Here is a 22,068-nt window from a genome sequence, read left to right on the forward strand (position 1 = left end):
AACATCTGCATACCTGATGAGACTTGCAGCGCGGCTGTTGCGCCAGTACGTTGAGCGAGCCGTGGTGATCGGGAAGACCGGTGAGCGGCGGGCGCACGGACCCCATCCCGCGCCCGCTTCGAGTCCGGAGCGGCCCTCGCCACTGTGATCGGGAAGTCCCCGCTCCTTCGCCCGCGAGTCTCAACAAGCCGAGGGCGAGCCACTGGACGCGCGCGTCCGGGAAGGCGGAGCCGGGACGTTTGACCCGTCAGCCAGGAGACCGGCCACGGCACGTTACTCGACCATCCACGAGGTGCTGGAGGCGGTCGCGCGTGAGCGTGCCGGAGCAGTCCGCGAACAGAGCAGTCCCCCGATCCGGGTCGCCGGGTCCCCCGACCGGCGGCGCCGCGCGGCCCGCGCCGTGGCAGCGCGCGGACACCTACCGCGTCGCGGCCCTCGCCTTCATCATCCTGTTGATGCACGTGCTGGCGTTCGGCGTACTCGCGCTGCTCGTCGCGCCGCGCCACTTCGCCATGGGCAAGCAGGTCTTCGGCCTCGGCCTTGGCGTCACCGCGTACACCCTGGGCATGCGGCACGCCTTCGACGCCGACCACATCGCCGCGATCGACAACACCACGCGCAAGCTGATGGCCGACGGCAAGCGCCCGGTGTCGGTCGGGTTCTGGTTCGCGCTCGGCCACTCGACCGTGGTGGTCCTGCTCGCCGCGCTCATCGCGGCCGGGGCGCGCGAGGCCGCCGCGCTCACCGGCGACGCGTCGCACACGCATCAGATGCTCGAAGTTGTCAGCACCGGCGCCTCGGGCCTGTTCCTGTACCTGATCGGACTGCTCAACCTGGTCGCGCTGGTCGGCATCGCCAAGCTGTACCGGGCCGCCCGAGCCGGTCGTCACGACGATGCACTGCTGGAAAGCCAGCTGGCCAGGCGCGGCCTGCTCAACCGGCTGCTCGGCCGGCTGACCCGCTCGATCAGCCGGCCTGGGCAGATGTACCCGATCGGATTACTGTTCGGCGTCGGTTTCGACACCGCCTCCGAGGTGCTGCTGCTCGGCATGGCCGCGGGCTCGGCCGCGGCCGGGCTGCCGTGGTACGCGGTCCTGTGCCTGCCGCTGCTGTTCGCCGCGGGGATGTCGCTGTTCGACACGCTCGACGGCACCTTCATGAACTTCGCCTACCACTGGGCCTTCGCCAACCCGGTGCGCAAGATCTACTACAACCTGGCCATCACCGGGCTGTCGGTCGCGGTCGCGCTGATCATCGGCACCATCGAGCTCGTGGGCGTCGCCCACGACCGGTTCGGGCTGCGCGATCCGATCACCGGCTGGATCGCCGGGCTCGACCTCAACAACGTCGGGTTCGTGATCGTCGGGGCGTTCGCGGCGGTCTGGGCGGTCGCGCTGGCCTACTGGAAGCTGGCCGGAGTCGAGCGCCGCTGGGCCGGAGTGACGGGCGATCAGTGACGCGCCCGCACGCGTCAATGACGGGTCACTGATTCAGTGACGCAGCCCGGCGGCGTCCAGGGCGGCCTGCAGGGAGCTCATGTAGGCCTGGGAGGTGTACGTCGCGCCGGAGACGATCTGCACGTTAGCGCTCTGCTTCGCGAGGACCTCGCTGCGCAGCTTCGGCGCGGCGTAGGTCCCGCCCGCCCACGAGTGCGGGTTGTCGTGCGGCAGGGAGAGGGCCTTCACATCCACGATCCGGCCGCTGACGATCTTCGCCTGCACCTGCACGATGCCGTGTGCCAGCACCACCTGCGGACCGGTCACGGTCATGGTGTCGTTGCTGCGCACCACGCTCGCGGCGACGCCGGAACGCACCCCCTGCTTCATGCCGAGGAGCGCCAGCATGGCGAGCACGGTAGCGACGATGAAGACGGCGGTTCGGCGCACGGTCCCGGTTCCTCTTTCCACTAGGCGGGCAGGCGGCGCCAGACTCCGTGATCTCGAGGCGCGCCCGACGCCGGTGCACACGTGGATGAGGCCGCTGCCGCTCGCCCGGCGCGGAAATCTTGACCGAGTCTTTGCGGTTCGCACGCAACCCGGCCGACCCGTACCGGTCGGCGCCGGGCGCTCAGGACTGGGCTATCGGCGCGTCGAAGTCGAGGCCGGAGAGCAGTTCGCGGTGGTGCGGCAGCCAGCGGCGGCGGCGCACCTCGATCGCCATCTGCGGGCCCGGCACGATCAGCACCGGGCAGTGCGCCTTGCGCAGGCACTCGCGGCTGATCGACCGGGACCACAGCCCGTGCCAGCGGCCGGCCCCGTCGGTGCCCACGATCAGCACGTCCTCGGGATTGCGGGCGCGCCTGGCCAGTGTCTCGGCGACCGCGCCGACCAGCAGCTCGCGGTGCACGGTCACATCCGCGGGAAAGCCGCCAAGGGCCTCGGCGAACGCCGCGTCGATCTCCTTGGTCTCCGTGAGCGTTAACACGCTGGCGACGCGGACCGCGTGCAGATCCGTGCCGCGCCGCCTGGCCTCGGCGACCGCGAAGCGCAGGGCGGCCAGTCCGGGAATCGAGCGGTCTACGCCCACGAAAACCCGCGGGCCGGGACGGTTGTCCATTGCCGCTCTCCTTCCCCGGCGCAGCGGGTGCGCCTGCGGCTCCCGCTTTCCACGGTACCGGCCACCGTGCCTGCTGGTGGCCGCTTTCCCGGGATTCAGCATGATGCGATTGCACGTGCAAGCGACTGTTGCGGCGCATTCGATCCTGGGTTCGAGGCCCCTCCGAGTCCAGTGTCCGGCACCGCCGCCCCGAGCGCATCAGCGGCCGGGTTCGGGGAGGGCCGGATGTACACGGCGCACTGCCAAGAGGCAGACTGACGGCCATGGACACCAGTGACCAGCTGCCGACGCTGACCCCGGCGGACATCGAGCGGCCGAGTCCCGCCCGCATCTACGACTACTGGCTCGGCGGCAGCAACAACTTCGCCGCCGACCGGGAGGTCGCGGAGCGGGCCGCGGCGGCGATGCCGACGCTCAAGGCGGCGATCTGGGCCAACCGGGCGTTCCTGCGCCGCGTGGTCAAAACCCTGGTCACCGAGTACGGCGTGACGCAGTTCCTCGACCTGGGCTCGGGGGTGCCCACGGTCGGCAACGTGCACGAGATCGCGCAGGCCACGGATCCATCCTCCCGGGTGCTCTACGTGGACATCGACCCGGTCGCCGTCGCGCACGGGCACTCGCTGCTGAGCGGCAACCCGCAGGCCTCGGTCATCCACGCGGACCTTCGACATCCCGCCACGGTGCTCGAGCACCCGAAGACGGCCGAGCTGATCGACTTCGGCAAGCCGGTGGCGGTGCTGATGATCGCGGTGCTGCACTTCATCCCGGACGACGAGCAGCCCGACCGGATCGTGCGCTCGTACCGCGACGCGCTGTCGCCCGGCAGCTTCCTGGCGCTTTCGCACGCCGCGCCGGACCTGGAGCACCCGGCGGAGCAGGCGGGCATGGTCGACGACTATCAGCGCTCGACGAGGGTGCCCTTCATCCACCGCACGCCCGAGCAGCTGGAGGCGTGGCTGGGCGGCTTCTCGGTGCAGCCGCCGGGCGTCGTGCAGGTCAACGAGTGGCGCCCGGACGGCGAGAGCACCCAGCACATCCTGCGCACCTACGGGCTGCTGGCCCGCAAGGACGGCTGAGGGTTCCCGGCGGCGCCGCGCCGTCGGCTACGCCGTGGCTCAGTCGAGCTGGAAGCCGGTTACCCAGCCGTGCATTCGCGCCGTGAAGCCGAGGGACTCGTAGACGCGGATGGCGCCCGCGTTCGCCGAGAGAACGTTGAGGAACGCACGGTCGCCGCGTTCGTTGATGCCCGCGACCACCGCGCGCACCAGCCGGGCGGCCAATCCCTGCCCCCGGAACGCAGGATCGGTGCACACCGCGCTGACCTCGGTCCATCCCGGCGGTTGCTGCCGCTCGCCCGCCATCGCGGCGAGCCTGCCGTCGCGCCGGATGCCGAGGTAGGCGCCGAGCTCGAGGGTGCGCGGCAGGAACGGTCCCGGTTTGGTGCGCGCGACCAGGTCGAGCACCTCGGGCAGGTCGTCCGGGCCGAGCACGACCGCCTCGGGGTCCGGCTTCGCGTCGGCGGACGTCGCGACGAACTGAGCGCACGGCTCGCCGAAGACCTGGCTCCAGCCGGCGGGCGCGCGGGCGGGGCCGGGCAGCAGGATCACGGTGCCCTTCGGGCCGACCAGTTCGGCCGCGTCGGCCCAGCACCGCTCGTCGTGCGGGTCTTCGAGCGCGGCGAACGGTGAGACGTCCGGCTGGTACCGGACGGCGCGGCCGTGCCGTTCCGCGAAGCGGGCATGCGGTCCGGTCAGCGCCGCCCAGGTCACTTTGTCCAGCACGTGCCGCGCGTCCGCCGTGCCGTCCGGGTCCGTCGGCCTGCTGATTTCCTCGACGGCCAACGCGCCTCCCGGACGGTCTCGATCGTTGCCTGGTGGCACCAACCGTAACCGCGAGCCGTTCGGGGGGCACGTCGTTAATCGGATCTTCGGACCTTTAGTTGTACGGCCACACCCAGTCGCGCACCTCGGGGATGTCGTCGCCGACCTCGCGGGTGTACGCGCGGGCCCGGGTGCGTGCGTCGAGCATCGCCTGGCGCAGGTGCGCGCCGCGCTCGGCCAGTCCGGGAACCCGGTCGATCACGTCGATCACCAGGTGGTAGCGGTCCAGGTCGTTGAGCATGACCATGTCGAAGGGCGTGGTGGTGGTGCCCTCCTCCTTGTAGCCGCGCACGTGGATGTTGTGGTGGTTCGCGCGCCGGTAGGTCAGCCGGTGGATCAGCCAGGGATAGCCGTGGTAGGCGAAGACCACCGGCTTGTCCGTGGTGAACAAGGAGTCGAACTCGCGGTCGGACAGGCCGTGCGGGTGCTCGGCGTCGGGTTCCAGGCGCATCAGGTCCACCACGTTCACCACGCGGATCTTCAGCTCCGGGAAGGACTGGCGCAGGATGGCGGTGGCGGCCAGGGTCTCCAGCGTCGGTATGTCGCCGGCGCAGGCCAGCACCACGTCGGGCTCGGTGCCCGCGTCCGTGGAGGCCCACTCCCAGATGCCGATGCCGCGCGTGCAGTGCAGGATCGCGTCGTCCATCGACAGCCAGTTGTGCGTGGGCTGCTTGCCCGCGACGACGACGTTCACGTAGTGCCGGCTGCGCAGGATGTGGTCGCCGACCGACAGCAGCGTGTTGGTGTCCGGCGGCAGGTACACCCTGACGATCTCAGCCTTCTTGTTCACCACGTGGTCGATGAAGCCGGGGTCCTGGTGCGAGAAGCCGTTGTGGTCCTGCCGCCACACATGCGAGGTCAGCAGGTAGTTCAGCGACGCGATCGGGCGGCGCCACGGGATGTGCCGGGTGGTCTTGAGCCACTTGGCGTGCTGGTTGAACATCGAGTCGACGATGTGGATGAAGGCCTCGTAGCAGGAGAACAGGCCGTGCCGGCCGGTGAGCAGGTAGCCCTCGAGCCAGCCCTGGCACATGTGCTCGGAGAGCACCTCCATCACCCGGCCGTCGGGGGCCAGCGCGGCGTCGTCGTCGGGCTCTGATTCGGCCATCCAGGCGCGCCCGGTGGCTTCGAGCACCGCGCCGAGCCGGTTGGAGGCGGTCTCGTCGGGTCCGAAGACCCGGAAGTTGCCGGGTGTGTCGGCGCCGGGGGTCTCGTTGCGCGCCATCACGTCGCGCAGGAAAGCGCCGAGCACGCGGGTGGCCTCGGCGAAGGTCGTGCCGTGCTCCTTGACCTCGACCGCGTAGTCGCGGAAGTCCGGCAGGTCCAGGTCGCGCAGCAGGATGCCGCCGTTGGCGTGCGGGTTGGCGCTCATCCGGCGCAGGCCCTGCGGCGGCAGTTCGGCCAGTTCCGGGATCAGGCGGCCGGAGCGGTCGAACAGCTCCTGCGGACGGTAGGAGGCGAGCCACCGCTCCAGTTGCGCGAGATGGTCCGGGTTCTCCCGCAGGTTCGCGAGCGGGACCTGGTGCGAGCGCCAGTTGCCCTCGGTGCGGTTGCCGTCCACGCTCTTCGGGCCGGTCCATCCCTTGGGCGACCGGAATATGATCATCGGCCAACGCGGGCGGTCGACCGCCACCTGGTCGTCCGCGGTCAGCTGCCCGTCGGCCGAAGCAGCGCCGCCGCGCACCTCGGCGCGACTGTGCCCATTTGCCAGTCCTCGCGCCTCGGCCTGAATGGTCCTGATCTCGTCGAGCGCGTCATCGAGCGCCGCGGCCATGGCCTGGTGCGCGGCGTCGTGGTCGTCGGGGTCTGCGATCTCGACGGTGATCGGACGATACCCGTAGCCCTCGAACAGCTTGTCCAGCTCGTCCTTCGGAATCCGGGCCAGCACGGTCGGGTTCGCGATCTTGAAGCCGTTCAGGTGCAGGATGGGCAGCACCGCGCCGTCGCGCACCGGGTCGAGGAACTTGTTCGAGTGCCAGGAGGCGGCCAGCGGCCCGGTCTCCGCCTCGCCGTCGCCGACCACGCAGGCGACCACGAGGTCCGGGTTGTCGAAGGCCGCGCCGTAGGCGTGCGCCACCGAGTAGCCCAGTTCGCCGCCCTCGTGGATCGACCCGGGGGTCTCGGGCGCGACGTGGCTCGGGATGCCGCCGGGGAAGGAGAACTGGCGAAAGAGCCGGCGCATGCCCTCCTCGTCGAGGCCGATGCGCGGGTAGACCTCGCTGTACGTGCCCTCCAAGTAGGCGTTCGCGACCAGCCCTGGGCCGCCGTGGCCGGGTCCCGCGATGTAGATCGCGTTCAGGTCGCGCGCCTTGATCTGCCGGTTGAGGTGCGCGTAGATGAAGTTAAGGCCGGGCGTGGTGCCCCAGTGGCCGAGCAGGCGCGGCTTGATGTGCTCCTCGCGCAGCGGCTCGCGCAGCAGCGGGTTGTCGAGCAGGTAGATCTGCCCGACGGAGAGGTAGTTGGCGGCACGCCAGTAGGCGTCGATCAGGTCAAGGTCGCGACGGGAAAGCGCCCCCGCCTCGCGATCGGCCATTGCCGGCCCCTTTCGGTTTTCGGTTCTTCCTCGATTGTTCGCCCACTTCAAGACTGGCCGCCCGGCCTGGTCGCCCGGATGGGTCGTTAGTCCCATCGGCCGCGGGTCGAAGGCACCTGGGGCGGGTACCACGCAACGGCGAGGGTGGCACCGAGGGCGGCGCGAATGCGGAGGTAGGGATGGCGCATGACGTGCTGGTGTTCAACGCCGGGTCGTCTTCGGTGAAATACCAGCTGATCGGCTTGGCGCGGCGCGAGCGGCTGGCCACGGGGCAGGTCGGCAGGATCGGCGAGGACGCAGCGGGCGAACTTACCCACCGGCCCGCGCATGGCGCGCCGTACGAGGTGCGGGATCGGTTCGCCGACCACGCGCAGGCGCTCGACGCGATCCTGGCCGCGTTCAAGGCTTCCGGGCCGGACCTGGCCGGGACCGATCTGGTGGCCGTCGGGCATCGCGTCGTGCACGGCGGCGACCGGTTCGACCAGCCGACCCTGGTCGACGACGCCGTACTCGCCGAGATCAGGGAGCTGACAGCACTCGCACCGCTGCACAATCCGGCCAACGCGACCGGGATCGAGGTGGCGCGCAAGGCTTTCCCGGACGTGCCGCACATCGCGGTGTTCGACACCGCGTTTCATCGAACACTGCCGCCTGCGGCCTATACGTACGCGGTGCCGCGCGAGTGGCGGGACCGATATTCGGTGCGGCGCTACGGATTCCACGGCACGTCGCACCAGTTCGTGGCGAGGCAGGCGGCGCGACTGCTGGGCAAGTCGCCGCAGGAGACGAACCTGATCGTCCTGCATCTCGGGAACGGCGCAAGCGTGTGCGCGGTCGAGGGCGGGCGCAGCGTGGAGACCTCGATGGGCCTGACACCGCTCGAAGGTCTCGTCATGGGCACCCGCAGCGGGGATCTCGATCCCGCCGTGCCCGCGTATCTCGAACGCGTCGCCGGCTTCGACGCCAAGCGGATCGACGACGCACTGAATCAGGAGAGCGGCCTGCTGGCGCTGGCCGGCAGCAACGACCTGCGCGACGTGGGCAGGGCGCGGGAAAGCGGCGACGGCGACGCCCGCCTGGCCATCGACGTGTACTGCCACCGCATCCGTAAGTACATCGGCGCGTACTACGCGGTGCTCGGTCGCGTCGACGCGGTCGTCTTCACTGCGGGCGTCGGTGAGAACGACGACCTTATCAGGGGGCTGGCTCTGCGTGGGCTCGAGCGGCTGGGAATCGTCGTCGACGAGCAGCGCAATCGGGCGGCCGGGAGCGGCGAGCGGTTCATCTCGCCGGAGGGGGCCGAGGTGCCGGTCCTGGTCGTGCCGACCGACGAGGAGCTCGAGATCGCCGAGCAGGCACTGGCGGTGGCGGTCGCGAGCGGCTCGTAGCGGCAGCAGGAGCGGATGCCTAGTCAGTGCCCTCATTACACCGAGACTGAGGGCACGCCGCTGAACACCGCCGGCACCACCGGCGGCGCTTAGTCAGCCTTTTGATTCAATGAGAGCCAGCAGCGATTCCTTGAGCGCCGCGCCGGCGGTCCGGCCGAGCGGGGCGAGGAAGCGCCGTTCCGCCTCGTCACCGGCGCGGCGGGCGGCTCGCATCGTCTCGCGTCCCGCCGTCGTGAGCTCGACCACGTTGCGGCGCCGGTCGTGCGCGTGCGGGTGCCGCTCGACCAGGCCCTTCTCCTCCAGCGCGTCCAGGAAGGCGACCATGCTCGTGCGGTCGATGCCGAGCCGCCGCGCGGCTTCCTGCTGCGAGGCGGGCTCGCCCTCGGCCAGCACCATCAGCACGGCCAACTCCCGGCCGTTGACGCCGAACGGCTCCAGCGCGGCGGCAGTCAGCTCGGCGAGCCGCAACTGGGCGTGCTTGAGCAGATAGCCGAGGCGGCTGGTCAGTTCCGGGCTGCGCTCCGCCGCGGCGGCCGCGTCCTTGGCTGCACTGGACACCCTCCGAGCCTACCGCTAGCCTGATTGTCAGTATCGCTGATGATTGAACATACTGACGCTAGTTTGGGGGCGGAATGATCCTCGTCACGGGTGGACTCGGCTTCATCGGCACGCACACCGCCCGCGCCCTGCTTGATCTCGGCCAATCTTGCGTCCTGCTCGGGCGGCGCGCCGTCGCCGACGCGGACGTGTCGGACCTGATCGCCTCCGAGATCGGCAGCCGCGCGTTCATCGAGCAGGGCGACGTGACCGACCTGTCGTCGCTGCTCAAGGTGGGTGCGCGGCACGAGATCACGGGAGTGGTGCATCTCGCGGCAGGCGGCTGGCCGCCGAGTGCGAATCCGATCGAGGACGCGCGCGCCACGGTCAATGGCCTGCTGAACGTCCTGCAAGCGGCGCGCGACTGGGGCGTGGCGCGCGTCGGGGTGGCCAGCACGATCGGCGTTTACGGTGGCGTGCCGCTGCCCGAGGACTCGGCGGCGAGTGGCGTGGCAGTGGCGATGCGTGAGGACATGCCGCTGCCGCCGACCGCCGGCCACGCCATCCCCGCGTCCAAGAAGATCGGTGAACTGCTGGCCGATTACGTCGCGGGAGCCACGGGACTCGAGGTCTACAACGCGCGCGTCGCAGGGATCTGGGGTCCGCTCGGACGACCGGTTTCTCGCTTCTTCGGCGCGCCCCAGCTCGTGCACGCGGCCGTTCGCGGCACCGCGCCGGACTTCTCAGAGCTCTACTCCCCCGCACACGCGCAGGACAGCCTCGACCTCTGCTACGCGAGGGACTGCGGGCGCGCTCTCGCGCTGTTGCAGCTGGCGCCGCGGCTCAACCACCGCACGTACAACGTCGGTGGCGGCCGCGCCACGACATACCAGCAACTCGCCGACGCGCTCGCCGAGGTCGTCCCGGGCTCGCGCATAGAGCTGCCCGAAGGGCGCAATCCGCATGGACCGGCCCGGGACTTCTACCTCGACATCACCCGCGTTCGGCAGGACGCCGGCTACGAGCCCGCCTACGACACGCAACGCGCCGTGGCCGACTACGTCGATTGGCTGCGTGCCGGCCACGATCGCTGATCCGGCCCACTACCGTCCCGCTCTTGCTACCGTCCCGCGCCAGCTACCGTCCTGATCCCGGCGTCGGTGCCGGCACCGGTACGAGGTCTTCCTCGGCCTCGGGCTTGTTGCGGATCAGGCAGGTTCCGGCGGCGATCAGGCACATGGCGATGGCCAGCGAGAAGACCACGACCAGGCCGGTGTGGAAGGGGCCTGAGATGAGATTCGGGAAGAACTGACGGCCGGTCAGCGTGTGCGCGTTCGCGGCCGGCAGTTGGCCGAGCACGTGCGGGCCGAGCAGCTCCTGGATCGGGTTGTAGCCGAGGAAGGCGGCGAACAGGGTGCCGACCGGCGGCAGCGCGGCCACGGTCCGCGCGTCGGCGAGCGGCACCCCCTGGGCGGTCAGCCCGCTGGTGAGCGTGTGCGGCAGGGAGCCGGCCAGCCCCGCGACCATGAGCGAGAAGAAGATTCCGATCGAAAGCACCATGCCGGCGTTCTGGAAGGTCGCGCGCATCCCGGAGGCCGCGCCGCGCGCCTCGGCCGGCACGTTCGACATGATGATCGAGGTGTTCGGGGCGGCGAACAGGCCGCCGCCGAGCCCGTTGAGAAAGACCAGCGCGGCGAACCACAGGTAGCCGAAGTTGGTGGGCAACAGCAGCAGGCCGGCGAACGAGGCCGCCATCACGGTGAGGCCGCCGGCGGCGAACAGCCGCGCGCCGAACAGGTCGGACAGGTGCCCGGATATCGGCCCCGCGGCGAGGAATCCGACGGTCAGCGGCAGCAGGTAGATCCCCGCCCACAGCGGGGTCTGCGCATAGTCGTAGCCGTGCAGCGGCAGCCAGATGCCCTGCAGCCAGATGATCAGCATGAACTGCATGCCGCCGCGGCCGATCGAGCCGAGCAGCGCCGCCGCGTTGCCGCCGGTGAAGGCCGCGTTGCGGAACAGGCGCAGCGGGAACATCGGCTCCGGCACGCGCATCTCGATCAGGCAGAACACCGCGAGCAGCACCACGCCGCCCACCAGTCCGGCGATGACCCACGGGTTGGTCCAGCCCATGGTGTGGCCGCCGTAGGGCTGGATGCCGTAGGTGATCCCGGCCAGCAGCGCGGTCAGGCCGACCGCGAAGGTCAGGTTGCCCCACCAGTCGATGCGGGCGGCCTTGCGGATGCCGGTCTCGTGCAGCGACCGGTACGCCCAGTAGGTGCCGATGATCCCGATGGGCACGTTGACCCAGAAGATGGAGCGCCAGTCCCATTCCGCCAGCGCGCCGCCGAGCACCAGGCCGATGAAGGATCCGGCGATGCCCGCGACCATGTTCACCCCCAGCGCCATGCCGCGCTGTGCGGCCGGGAAGGCGTCGGTGATGATCGCGGCCGAGTTCGCCATCAGCATCGACCCGCCGACCGCCTGCGCGATGCGCCACAGGATCAGCCAGAGCGCGCCCGCGCCGCCGTGCATCGGGTCGAGTGACAGGATGACCGAGGTCACGGCGAAGATCAGGAAGCCGGCGTTGTAGATGCGCACCCGGCCCCAGATGTCGCCGAGCCGGCCCAGGGCGACTACGAGCACCGCGGAGACCAGCATGTAGCCCATCAGCATCCACAGCAGGTAGCTGACGTTGCCGGGCCGCAGCGGGTCGAGCCGGATGCCGTTGAAGATGGCCGGCAGGGAGATCAGCACGATGGAGCTGTTGATCGTCGCGATCAGCATGCCGAGCGTGGTGTTGGACAGGGCGATCCACTTGTAGCGCGGATGGTGGGCGCTCACCCAGCGGCCGCGCTGCCTGGCCGCCGTGCCCTTGGCCGTGTCTCCCTGGGTTCCCGTCGTCATCCGCGCCCGCCCTTTCTCACCCGGCCCAATTTACTTAGCAAAAGTAACCTAAGTACTCTCCCCGGCTAAAGGGAAGCCAGCTCGCGCAACCTGGTGTTGCGCGGCCTGGAGTTGGCGCAGCTGGCGCTGTCGGGGATCGCTACCAGCGGCGTGGTGCTCCTCACCGTGGGTCAGGCCAGCCGCGTCGAATCTCCCATCACGACTCGGCCACCAGCCGCGCTCCGCGTGTATCACCGGCGACGTGCCGCGCCTCTTGTTGGTGCGGCGCAGCAGAGCGCGGCGGCCGGTCGGCGGCCGCGGGGACCTACCGACCTTGGAGGCGGCCCGATGTTCCAGTACAACTCGCGGCACGAGCCGCCGGGCGGGGCGCGCCGCTGGGCTGCGGTGGAGCTGACGGATCCGGCCCGCGCGGTGGACGGCGCACCGCGGATCGTCGCGCGTCTGCACAGTGCGGCTCAGGGGCACGCGGTGCTCAGCAGACTGGCCGTCGGGGATCAGAGCGCGTTGATCGAGTCGGGCGTCGTCGCCCGGCGTCCCTATGACACGCGCCGGCACGAGTGGGGTCTCGGCCGCGATCGCGCGTACGGGGACTGCTATCTGATACTCGGCGGCCCGAACCTGGTCGACTGGAGCCACCCGTCGCTGCGCGGACTCGAGCCGCTCGCGCACACCCATCCGGAACACTCGATCAGCCGGGGGGAGGTCGGCCGGGATCTGGCGCCCACGCTCGCCGGCGCGCTGAACGAGTGGCTGGTGCAGATGGCCGGGGTGCCGCTCGGGTTCATGCCCGGCGACCTCTGGTACCTCTTCCCCTCCAATCAGGACCTGGCGGCGGCATATGCACAGGAACATCAGGAAACAGAGACTGTTTACACACCCTTCCGGCTCGGCCCGGACGGCTGGTTGTCGGCTGCGGGCGGCCCGACCGTCAACGTGCAGTTCGGCCCGGTCCTGGCGCGACTGCGCGACGACGCCGCCGAGGTCGTGCGGCGGGTGGGCGTCGAGGTGGAGGACGAATCGAGCGTGCGGCGGGCGGAGGAGGCGTGCCTGATGTACCTCTGGTCGCCGATCACCTTCCGCGCGGGTGAGGCGCCGATCGTCTCGGGGGTGCTCCAGGTCGACCCGGTGCGCGGCGCCGACGGCCGCTTTCCGCAGTTCGCGTGGTTCCGGCCGCAGTCGCCCAACGGGCTGCGCAGCCGCGCGCAGGTCCGCATGTTCATCGCGAACGTCGGCACCGGGCGCTGACGGCCGGCCGCCGGCCATTGCTGTTGGCGATGTGGGTGCGTGATCCCATAGGCGACGCCTATCGCTGCTCTATCGTGAAAGGGTGCAGCTGACTCAGCTCCGCTACGTCCTGGAAGTGGCCGAGACCCGGCACTTCACCCGGGCGGCGCGCAATCTCCACGTTGCCCAGCCGTCGCTGTCGCAACAGATCAGGTCGCTGGAGCGGGAGCTCGGCGCGGCGCTGTTCGTGCGCGCCCGCGGCGGGGTGACTCTCACCGAGGCCGGGGCCGCGCTGCTTCCGGTGGCGCGGCGGGTGCTCGCGGACCTGGACGGCGCGCGCCGCGAGGTTCAGGAGATCACGCAGCTGCGGCGCGGCCGCGTGCGCGTCGGCGGGACGCCGAGCCTGTGCCAGGGCGTGCTCGCCGAGGTCCTGCGCGCCTTCGCGCAGCGCTGGCCCGGCATCGAGCCCTGCCTGGCGGAGAGCGGCACGAGCGATCTGGCGGAACGGCTGCGCCTCGGCGAGCTCGATGTGGCGCTGCTCATCCTGCCGCTGCCCTCGGCCCTCAGCGCGGCGATCGCGTTCGAGCCTCTGGTGCGCGAGGAGTTGGTCATCGTCTCGGGCACCGGACAGCTGCCGCCGGGCGAACGCGGGGTATGCACGCCCGCCGACTTGCATGAAAGACCGCTGGTGCTCCCGCGACACGGTTACGCGCTGCGCGAACACGCGACCGGGCTGTGCCGCCAAGCCGGATTCGAACCCAAGATCGCCGTGGACGGCGGCGAGCTGGACGCGGTGATCGCGCTGGTGCGCTGCGGAGCCGGCCTCGCCCTGCTGCCGGCGATCGCCGCGCGCCGGGCCGGTCTGACGATCACTCGGCTGACCGAACCCGCTCCGCAGCGCACGATCGGCCTCGCCTGGCGCCGCGACGCCGGCCTCTCCCGGGCGGCGCAGGAGTTCCGCGCGATTCTGCTGGAACACATCGACCAGGCACCGGCCACGGACGTCACCCACCGGATCGCCGCGCCGGACGGTCATTCCTCTTAGCCGCGGATGCACGGTGCACATAGCCGCCGCCTATGCGCACGATCGGCGAATCGACTTCGACGGCGGCGACCCGCGCGGCCTACGTTCCGGGCATGCAAGCTCCCGCGAACGAGCCGGACTGCCGACCCGGACCACCGCGCCTGCTGGTCCCGGTCCTGGTCTTCCTCGGGGTGGTGACGGCGGCGGGCGGCAGCCTCGGCGCTCCCCTGCTGCCCACGGTCGCGGCGGTCGAGCACGTCTCGCTGGCGGCCTCGCAGTGGGCGCTGACCGTTTCACTCCTGGTCGGTGCGATCGCGGCGCCGGTCGCCGGCCGACTCGGCGACGGACGGCTGCGGCGGCCCGTCGTCCTCGCCTCGCTCGCCGCCGCGCTCGTCGGCTGCGTGCTCTCCGCGCTGCCCACCGGCTTTGTGGGCCTGTTAATTGGGAGGATGCTGCAGGGCGCGGGCGGCGGGCTGGTGCCGCTGGCCATCGCGACCGCGCGCGACGAGCTGCCGGCCGAGCGCGGCAGGCCGGCGATCGCGCTGCTCGGCGTGACCACCGCGATCGGAATCGGCGTCGGCTACCCGGTCGTCGGCGCCATCACGCAGCAGTTCGGCATGGCCGCGGCGTTCTGGGCAGGCGCCGCGGTCACCGCGCTCGCACTGCTCGCCGCCGCGCGGGTGCTTCCCGAGGGGCCGGACCGGGAGGCGCGCGGACTCGACTGGCCGGGCGCGACGCTGCTCGCGGTGTGCGTCGCGGCGGTGCTGCTCGCGCTCTCCCAGGGCCAGTCCTGGGGCTGGGTCTCGATCCGCACCCTGGCGGCCATCGCGCTGGCCGTGGCGATGCTGGCCGGCTGGGTCGCGCGTGAGCTGAACACGCGGCGGCCGCTGGTCGATGTACGGCTGCTGCGACACCGCGCCGTGCTCGCCGCGAACGTATCCGTGCTCTTGGTCGGCGTCGGGATCTACCCGCTGCTCTCGCTGGTGGTTCGCCTGGTGCAGACGCCGACCGGCGCGGGCTACGGTTTCGGCGAGTCACCGCTCGTGGCCGGTTCGCTGCTGGTGCCCTTCTCCTTCGCGAGCTTCGCGGCGAACAAGGCGGCCGGCGCGCTGCTGCGCCGGCGCGGGCCGGACACGGTCGTCGTGGCCGGATGCGTGCTGCTGGTCGCGGCGATGGCGCAGTTCCGGCTTGGCCGCGGCACGCTGTGGGAGCTGGGGATCGCGATGGCGCTGGCCGGCTTCGGCGTCGGCTGGGTCTTCGCGGCCAACCCGTTGCAGCTCGTGCGCGGCGTCCCACCGCACGAGACCGGCAGCGCCACCGGCTTCTACCAGGTCGTGCGCTCCACCGGCTTCGCCCTTGGCAGCGCCCTGAGCGCCACCGTCCTCACGTCGGCCACACCCCGCGGCCGCAGTATCCCGGCCTCATCCGGCTACGACACGGCCGCCGTCTTCGGTATCTGCGCTCTGATCGTCGCCACCGCCGTATCGGCCGCGTTCCTTAGGCCGGCCAAGACCGCGTCGCAGTCCCCGCCGGCTCCTGCGCCCGCCGCGCGATCCACGCGATGACGGAACCGTGCGCACAGCACCAGTGAAGCCTTGGTGAATCTTTACGACGCGCTGACCGACGCCGCGCGCAGTCGCAGTATCCTGACAAAAAGTCCGATCTGCCCGGACTTACACCCACAACCTGATGAGGAAGACCATGGAACGCTTTGGGCGTTCGCGGCCTACCCACGCCGCGACCCGCCGCACCAACGCCGCGTTGATCACGACGGTGCTGCTCGGTGCCCTGCTGACCGTCGCCGGAACCGGGGCGGGCGCCGCCTCGGCCGCCGCGCTGGCCGCCGGCGGAGGTACCGCCGCCGGATCGGGCGCCGGCACCAGCTGGGCGACCACTGTGACCGGCCAGCGAGTGCCGGTCAGCCCGACGCACTACCCGACCCCGGTCAATCCCGAGAAGATCACTCACCCGGTCGCTGACTTCATGGGATCGACCATCCCGTCGCACGAGCCGGTCGCACAGCGCTCCGCGGGGGTCGCCCCGGTCTCCGCGGCCGCCACTCCGCAGCTGCCCGGGATCGACGTCAGCGCCTATCAGGGCAACGTCAACTGGGCGTCGGTCGCGCCGTACATCGACTTCGTCTACATCAAAGCCACCGAGGGCACCTACTACACCAACGCGTACTTCGCTCAGCAGTACAACGGCTCGTACAACAACGGCGTGATCCGCGGCGCGTACCACTTCGCGATCCCGAGCAACTCCTCCGGGTCCGCGCAGGCCGACTACTTCATCGGGCACGGCGGCGGCTGGTCCGCCGACGGCAGGACGCTGCCGGGCGCGCTCGACATCGAGTACAACCCGTACGGCGCCGAATGCTTCGGCCTGTCGCACTCGGCGATGGTCAGCTGGATCTGGAACTTCGTGAACGAGTACGCGGCGCGTGAGCACGCCTACCCGCCGATCTACTCGACCACCGACTGGTGGACCACCTGTACCGGCAACTACTCCGGATTCGCGGCGTACGACCCGCTGTGGATCGCGAACTTCTCGGCCAGCGGGGGCGGTCCGTTGCCGGCCGGCTGGGGCTACTACACGTTCTGGCAGTACGCCTCATCCGGATCGCTGCCCGGCGACCAAGACGTCTTCAACGGTGCGTACACGCGGTTGCAGGCCCTTGCCACGAACGGCTGAGCCGCAGCGGCGACGGCCCGTTGACCGCGGGTAAGAGGTCGTAGATCGCGGGGCGGTGGCCTGGCGCCGGGCAGCGCGGAGTTTCCCGGCGTCAGGCACCGCCCTTGCCCGGCCGTACGGCCTGGATGCTCAGGTTCACGGTGCTCGTCGTGCAGACCTTGGTGTCGTACGGGACATAAAGCAGATTCGAGGTGTTCGGCGGGTAGACCAGCAGCCACGAGGTCGAGGCGGGCTTGCAGGTCGCGGTCGGGTAGTTAAGGGCGTTTGCGATCTGAAGCGTGGTGTACGCGTAGCCGCCCGGCGCGAGGGTGACAACGGTCGGCGACACCGCGTTGTTGCGGTTCGCCGGCTGGCCGACCTGGTTGACCGGGGTGCCATTTCCGGCCGAGACGCCGGGGTAGCCGTAGAGCGTGCACGGCTGGTTGTTGAGGTTCTTGAACGTGATGGTCACGTACTCCGAGCCGGCGGCTGCCCCGACCTGGCCGATGTCGCCGTGGAGGTAACGCACCAGGCACGTGTTCGCCCCGGCCGGGTGCCCGCCCGCGGCAGTGGTGGCGCCGCCGGATCCGCCGGCACCGCCGCCGGCCTGCGCCGTGTCTGACGCGCCGGCACTGGCGCCGCCGCCCGCGCTCGCGGTCGGCGTGGGACTCGCCGCGCCGGAGCCGCCGACCGCGCTGGGGCTCGGGCCGGGCGTGCTGGCGGAGGAGCAGGCCGCGGACAGCGCGACGGCGCCCGCCACGAGGCAGATCGCGCCGAATCCGCGGCGTGATGCCGCAAGGGTGAACCTGTTCATGACCGCACCTCTCAGTCGCCCGAAGCACCAGAAGCCTTCATGACCAAAGACGTCCGATATGCCCCGTTGGTTGAAACTCGCGCACGCCGTTCGCAGACGCCGTTCGCTTGCCAATGTAGGTGCGGGAACCGTCGATGAGCAGGGAACACGGCCGATGGTGTGCGTTCGGGCGCGAGCGATTGCCCTATCGGGAGGACACGCGTCGCCTCAGTGGGTGACAAGCCGTCAGCCGCGCCCGGCGAGGTCGTTGCGGTAGGCGTAGCGCACGGCTTGGGCGCGGTCGCGGGCGCCGATCTTGGCGAAGATCCGGTTGATGTGGGTCTTTACGGTAGCCTGGCTGACGACGAGTCGGGCGCAGATCTGCGCGTTGGACAGGCCCTCGGCGATCAGCGCGAGTACTTCGGCCTCACGGGGCGTCAGGCCGTCGGGAAGCGCGCGTTCTGCCGTCGGATCACAGGCCGAATGCGCGCCCGGTCCGGCCGCGACGGGAGCGGCGTCGTGCGCCGTGGCTGCTGCCGGGCCGCCCGGCAGCAGCGCCGCGACGAGCCGCTCCTGCACGATCGGATCAAGCCAGGTCCGGCCGCTGTGGACATTCCGGATCGCCGTTTCGACCTGGTCTCCGTCGGCGTCCTTGGTCAGGTATCCGCGCGCCCCGGCCCGCAGCGCCGGGAACACCGAGTCGTCGTCCGCGTAAGTCGTCAGCACGAGCACCGCGCAGTCCGGAACTCGCTCGCGCAGCGCCGCGGTCGCGGCCGTCCCGTCGAGCACCGGCATGTTCAGGTCCATCAAGACCACGTCCGGCCGCAGTTGCTCGGCGAGCTGCACGGCCTCGGCGCCGTCCTTCGCCGCGCCCACGACTTCGGTGCCGTCGAGCGTCCCGATCAGCAGCACCAGGCCGTCGCGCACGACCCGCTGGTCGTCCGCGATCAGCACCCTGATCGGCCGCTGTGCCGCCGGTCCGCTGCCCGCCGCGGCGGATCCTTCGCTCGTGCCGCTCACGCCGGGATCTCCATCCGCACGATCCAACCCTCGCGGGTGGGTCCGGCCGTCGCGGTCCCGCCGACCTCGGCGAGGCGTTCGCGCATGCCGACCAGGCCGAGGCCCGAACCATAGACGATCGGCGCGGGTTCGATCCCGGACGCGGCTTGCGACCCGGCCGGCTCCACGCCGTCTTCTTTGGTCCGCCGATCCTCGACGGTCAGCACCGTGGCGTCCTGCTCGTAGCGCAGTGTCACCAAGGTCTGCGAGCCGCGGGCGTAGCGCGCCGCGTTGGTTAGCGCTTCCTGTGCGCCGCGGTACAGCGCGAGTCCGGCCTCGCCCGGCAGGTCGCGGCGTGTGCCAGACACGGTGAGTGTCGCGTCGAGTTCGAGGTCCCCGCGGTAGCGCTCGATCAACTCCGGCAGCCGGTCGAGGGTGGCCACGGCGTCACCGCGCAGCGCGCCGACCGCTCGGCGCGCGTCGGTCAGGCCTTCCTTGGCCAGCTTGGCGCAGCGGTCAAGCAGGTCGGTGAGGTCCTCGCCGCTCTGTCCGCGCCGCGCCAGCCGCCGCGCCGCCTCCGTCTGGATGGCCAGGCCGGAGAGCGACTGGGCGAGCACGTCGTGCAGGTCTTGGGCGATCCGCGTGCGCTCGGCCAGCGCGGCCGCCTCCGCCTCGGCCGCGCGGGCGTCCTCCAGCTGAGCCAGCAGCAGTTCGGCGCGGTCCGAGTTGCGCCCGGCCTGGATCATGCAGAGCGCCATGACTCCGAGCACCCCGCAGAACAGCAGGTCGGTGACCGCGTTGAGCACGGTGGAACCGCTCGCCAGCATCGCCGCGACCAGACCTGCTCCCACCACGGCGGCGATCAGTGCCGCGCGGCGCGGCGGGAGGAAGAAGAACCCGACCATGATGGACACCGACGCGGGCAACGCGGAGATGCCGGCCGGTTGAAGCGCGGCGAGCGCGACACCGAACGCCCCGATCACCAGCGACATCGTCGCTGTGCGCAGCATCGAGTCGAGCGGCCAGCTCCGGTGCGCGATCGCCCAGAGCATCGGCAGCAGGCAACCGGCCAGCGCGATGGTGACGCCGAGATGCGGGCCCGTCCAGCCGGGGGCCGGCTTCCCGCGCAGCGTCGCGACCAGGATGGTGGCGATCACGACGCCGAGCACCGGCCGAAGCCGCCTGCTCCAGCGTTCGCGCCGGTCGCGAACGCCGGCCAGCGCTACCGCCACCCGCTGGCTGACCGCAGGCTGCTCGTGGTCGGCGAAGTCGGTCATGCTCTGAAGAATAGGTGTGCTGCGGCTCGGGGCGGCAGTTCGGGCCCGCGGAGTAACGGCCGGCGGCCCGGATCCGCGGGTGCGGGACCGGGCCGCCGGGGCGAGGCGCGAGTCAAGCGAAGAGGTCATCCGCGCGCGCCGCGTCACGCATCCGCCAGGGCCGGGCGGCGGGCGGAGTTGTTGAGGCGCGCGGCCCGCAGGCGCACCACCGCAGTACGCGACAGCACCTGCATCAGCGCCATGAGCAGCAGGGCGGCCGTCCAGGCGTCGGCACCGGTGATCGAGTTGCTGCGGCTGAAGTCGGCGATGCTGTGCGCGCCGCCATGCGTGGCCGCGTATTCGAAGCCGGTGCGTGCGGCCATGCCGACGATCCACAGCAGCGCGGCGACCAGTCCGGCCTTTGCGATCAGCACGCCGTCCGATCCGCGCACGAGCCGGGTGGTCAGTCCGCAGCCGATGCCGAGAAGAGCACCGGCGGCGATGCACAGGCCGTCGAGCAATACGTCGTTGCCCTGCGTCGGGACCGACTTGAGGTAGTAGGCGGCCGCGGCGCCGACCAGCACGATCGGCAGCACGAGGCTGCGCATCGTCAGGCGCATTCCGCGGATCTGCGGGATCACGAGAAGGATCAGGGCCGCTGCGATGAGGTAATCGGTAGTCGTCATGGCTCTGAGAGTGCCGCGATCAGCGCCCTGGATCGTCGGCCACAGGGTTGGCCCGCAGGTTGGTTCGCGGCGTCAACCCTCGGGTTGACGCGGGTCGGCGCGCCGGGCCGCGGACGCCGTCACAGTCCACGGACTCTGGCGCTGAGCCGGGTGAGGCCGAGCAGCGCGTCGATGTACGGCGTCGGCACGTCCACCGCCTGTCCGATCTCGCGCACCGCCCCGACCAGCGCGTCGAGTTCGAGCCTGCGGCCGGCCTCGGCGTCTTGGAGCATCGAGGACTTGAAGGCGCCGAGCTTGCGGGTGATCTCGCTGCGGTCCTGCGGGCTCTGGTCGATCGGGCAGCCGATCACGGCGCCGATGCGCTGCGCCTCCAGCATCGCCGCGTGGCAGAAGCCGCGCACGAGGTCGTCGTCGAGGATCAGGTCCGCGGTGGCGCCGGTGAGGGCGGAGACCGGGTTGACGGTCAGATTGCCCCACAGCTTGTACCAGATCTCCTTGTGGATCTCAGTGGTGGCGGTGGCGTCGAGGCCCGCCCCTTTGAGCACCGCGACGAGGTCGTTCAGGCGGGCGGAGTCGCGGTCGCCGGGTTCCCCGATGATCAGACCGCTGCCTCGGTGGTGCCGGACCAGGCCCGGTTCCGGCGCGCTGCAGCTCATGTGCACCACGGCGCCGAGCACGCGCTCGGTCGGGATCGCGGCGGCGATCGAACCGTGGGGGTCGACGCTCGTCAGCCGCCGCCCCGCGCAGGGCCCGCCGAAGCCGTCGAAGAACCACCACGGCACGCCGTTCATCGCGGTCAGCACGATCGTGTCCGGGCCGAGCAGCGGACCGGCGTTCGACGCGGCCGCCGCGAGCGAGTGCGCCTTGACGGCGATGACGACCACGTCCTGCGGACCAAGCTCGGCGGGGCTGTCGGAGGCGTGGACCGGCGCGGTGAGCAGTTCGGTGCCGTCCTGCACGCGCCAGCCGTGAGTGCGCAGCGCTTCGAGCGTGGCGCCGCGGGCCAACGCCGTGGTCTGCACGCCGGACGCGGCCAGCCGCGCGCCGATGAATCCGCCGATCGCTCCGGCACCCAGGACGCAGATTCGCATGCGACTTGCCTACCACGTCCGGTGCGCGGGCGACGATCGGCCTTCATTCGTTGTAGCGGAAAACAATCCTGGAGCGCTTCGCGGCACCTTCCTGCGAGTTCTTGGCCTCGAGTGCGGGAATCGCAACGAATTCGTCATGACCTCTTGCGGAATTTGGTGTCACGCAACACAATTTCGCGAGACGTCGTCGCACTCCACACCGCGCCGCACAAACGAGCACAGCTTCACGAAGCGACCCTGCTTCACCGCACCTCGAGCAGGTGCCGGACCACGCCGCGGTCCGGCGCTCAGGCGGGGCCTGCCGTTCCGCCTGTCGGCAGGCCCCGCCGCCCTTCCCCCTGCTCCCCCGGGGGTGTCTTTGCAGCGCCTACTCGCCGCCCCTACTCAAACCGCGCGTTGTCGGACGCCGTGATCCGCCCGAGCAGCGGCAGCGTCAAGACGATGACGGCGAGACAGACCGCCAAGCCGCCGGCCATGGTCAAGCCGTACGCATGTCCCGGCAGCTGCAGCGGGGCCCCGTGCGCGAG

At 70.8% G+C, this 22,068-nt stretch carries 19 protein-coding genes and 1 riboswitch; of the genes, 8 read left to right on the plus strand and 11 right to left on the minus strand.

Annotated features, from left to right (window positions below):
- The first annotated feature begins 45 nt into the window (after positions 1 to 45).
- Positions 46 to 282, plus strand: a riboswitch (cobalamin riboswitch).
- Positions 283 to 317: 35 nt separating this feature from the next.
- Positions 318 to 1,457: a HoxN/HupN/NixA family nickel/cobalt transporter gene (locus tag VFA06_RS22160; RefSeq protein WP_414639947.1), complete on the plus strand. Its 1,140-nt coding sequence runs from the start codon at positions 318 to 320 to the stop codon at positions 1,455 to 1,457.
- A 33-nt stretch (positions 1,458 to 1,490) separates the two neighbouring features.
- Here VFA06_RS22160 and VFA06_RS22165 read toward each other — a convergent pair whose 3' ends face one another.
- Positions 1,491 to 1,886, minus strand: coding sequence for an FMN-binding protein (locus VFA06_RS22165; RefSeq protein WP_324842597.1), 396 nt, complete (start codon positions 1,884 to 1,886; stop codon positions 1,491 to 1,493).
- Between the two features lie 181 nt (positions 1,887 to 2,067).
- Entirely contained in the window at positions 2,068 to 2,556 is a 489-nt protein-coding gene (locus VFA06_RS22170) for a universal stress protein (protein ID WP_324842598.1), read from the minus strand.
- A gap of 263 nt (positions 2,557 to 2,819) precedes the next feature.
- Between VFA06_RS22170 and VFA06_RS22175 the strand changes: the two genes are divergently transcribed.
- Positions 2,820 to 3,632, plus strand: a complete 813-nt coding sequence (locus tag VFA06_RS22175) for an SAM-dependent methyltransferase (RefSeq protein ID WP_324842599.1) — start codon at positions 2,820 to 2,822, stop codon at positions 3,630 to 3,632.
- A 39-nt stretch (positions 3,633 to 3,671) separates the two neighbouring features.
- Here VFA06_RS22175 and VFA06_RS22180 read toward each other — a convergent pair whose 3' ends face one another.
- Both VFA06_RS22180 and VFA06_RS22185 read right to left on the minus strand, forming a co-directional pair.
- Positions 3,672 to 4,397, minus strand: coding sequence for a GNAT family N-acetyltransferase (locus VFA06_RS22180; RefSeq protein ID WP_324842600.1), 726 nt, complete (start codon positions 4,395 to 4,397; stop codon positions 3,672 to 3,674).
- A 94-nt stretch (positions 4,398 to 4,491) separates the two neighbouring features.
- The gene (locus VFA06_RS22185) at positions 4,492 to 6,969 is read right to left on the minus strand and encodes a phosphoketolase family protein (protein ID WP_324842601.1); all 2,478 of its coding nucleotides are present in this window, start codon (positions 6,967 to 6,969) and stop codon (positions 4,492 to 4,494) included.
- A gap of 179 nt (positions 6,970 to 7,148) precedes the next feature.
- Between VFA06_RS22185 and VFA06_RS22190 the strand changes: the two genes are divergently transcribed.
- The gene (locus VFA06_RS22190) at positions 7,149 to 8,357 is read left to right on the plus strand and encodes an acetate kinase (protein ID WP_324842602.1); all 1,209 of its coding nucleotides are present in this window, start codon (positions 7,149 to 7,151) and stop codon (positions 8,355 to 8,357) included.
- A 93-nt stretch (positions 8,358 to 8,450) separates the two neighbouring features.
- Here VFA06_RS22190 and VFA06_RS22195 read toward each other — a convergent pair whose 3' ends face one another.
- Positions 8,451 to 8,915 carry a MarR family transcriptional regulator gene (locus VFA06_RS22195; protein WP_324842603.1) on the minus strand — a complete coding sequence of 155 codons (465 nt, stop codon included), beginning with the start codon at positions 8,913 to 8,915 and terminating at the stop codon, positions 8,451 to 8,453.
- 74 nt (positions 8,916 to 8,989) lie between these two features.
- On the opposite strand from VFA06_RS22195, the gene VFA06_RS22200 reads away from it, so the two are divergent.
- A complete protein-coding gene (locus VFA06_RS22200; RefSeq protein ID WP_324842604.1) occupies positions 8,990 to 9,988 on the plus strand; it encodes an NAD(P)-dependent oxidoreductase in 999 nt (332 codons plus the stop codon).
- 43 nt (positions 9,989 to 10,031) lie between these two features.
- Here VFA06_RS22200 and VFA06_RS22205 read toward each other — a convergent pair whose 3' ends face one another.
- Complete coding sequence (locus VFA06_RS22205) at positions 10,032 to 11,798, minus strand: MFS transporter (RefSeq protein ID WP_324842605.1); 1,767 nt, start codon at positions 11,796 to 11,798, stop codon at positions 10,032 to 10,034.
- A gap of 327 nt (positions 11,799 to 12,125) precedes the next feature.
- On the opposite strand from VFA06_RS22205, the gene VFA06_RS22210 reads away from it, so the two are divergent.
- The 4 genes from VFA06_RS22210 (at position 12,126) to VFA06_RS22225 (ending at position 16,737) form a co-directional block, all read left to right on the plus strand.
- Positions 12,126 to 13,043, plus strand: coding sequence for a hypothetical protein (locus VFA06_RS22210; RefSeq protein ID WP_324842606.1), 918 nt, complete (start codon positions 12,126 to 12,128; stop codon positions 13,041 to 13,043).
- An 82-nt stretch (positions 13,044 to 13,125) separates the two neighbouring features.
- Complete coding sequence (locus tag VFA06_RS22215) at positions 13,126 to 14,067, plus strand: LysR substrate-binding domain-containing protein (protein ID WP_324842607.1); 942 nt, start codon at positions 13,126 to 13,128, stop codon at positions 14,065 to 14,067.
- Between the two features lie 92 nt (positions 14,068 to 14,159).
- Positions 14,160 to 15,611, plus strand: coding sequence for an MFS transporter (locus VFA06_RS22220; RefSeq protein WP_324842608.1), 1,452 nt, complete (start codon positions 14,160 to 14,162; stop codon positions 15,609 to 15,611).
- A gap of 418 nt (positions 15,612 to 16,029) precedes the next feature.
- A complete protein-coding gene (locus tag VFA06_RS22225) occupies positions 16,030 to 16,737 on the plus strand; it encodes a GH25 family lysozyme (protein WP_349260296.1) in 708 nt (235 codons plus the stop codon).
- Positions 16,738 to 16,828: 91 nt separating this feature from the next.
- On the opposite strand, the gene VFA06_RS22230 is transcribed toward VFA06_RS22225, so the two are convergent.
- The 5 genes from VFA06_RS22230 to VFA06_RS22250 all read right to left on the minus strand — a co-directional run bounded on the left by VFA06_RS22230 (position 16,829) and on the right by VFA06_RS22250 (position 21,541).
- On the minus strand, positions 16,829 to 17,530 hold the full coding sequence (locus VFA06_RS22230; protein WP_324842610.1) for a DUF4232 domain-containing protein: 702 nt from the start codon (positions 17,528 to 17,530) through the stop codon (positions 16,829 to 16,831).
- A gap of 225 nt (positions 17,531 to 17,755) precedes the next feature.
- Positions 17,756 to 18,529, minus strand: a complete 774-nt coding sequence (locus VFA06_RS22235) for a response regulator transcription factor (protein ID WP_324842611.1) — start codon at positions 18,527 to 18,529, stop codon at positions 17,756 to 17,758.
- On the minus strand, positions 18,526 to 19,785 hold the full coding sequence (locus VFA06_RS22240; protein ID WP_324842612.1) for a sensor histidine kinase: 1,260 nt from the start codon (positions 19,783 to 19,785) through the stop codon (positions 18,526 to 18,528). Before VFA06_RS22240 ends, VFA06_RS22235 begins: the two co-directional genes overlap by 4 nt.
- A gap of 143 nt (positions 19,786 to 19,928) precedes the next feature.
- Positions 19,929 to 20,450, minus strand: coding sequence for a hypothetical protein (locus VFA06_RS22245; protein WP_324842613.1), 522 nt, complete (start codon positions 20,448 to 20,450; stop codon positions 19,929 to 19,931).
- Between the two features lie 119 nt (positions 20,451 to 20,569).
- Complete coding sequence (locus VFA06_RS22250) at positions 20,570 to 21,541, minus strand: 2-dehydropantoate 2-reductase (RefSeq protein WP_324842614.1); 972 nt, start codon at positions 21,539 to 21,541, stop codon at positions 20,570 to 20,572.
- Positions 21,542 to 22,068 lie beyond the last annotated feature (527 nt).

This window comes from Actinocrinis sp. (assembly GCF_035653575.1).
GTDB lineage: Bacteria > Actinomycetota > Actinomycetes > Streptomycetales > Catenulisporaceae > Actinocrinis.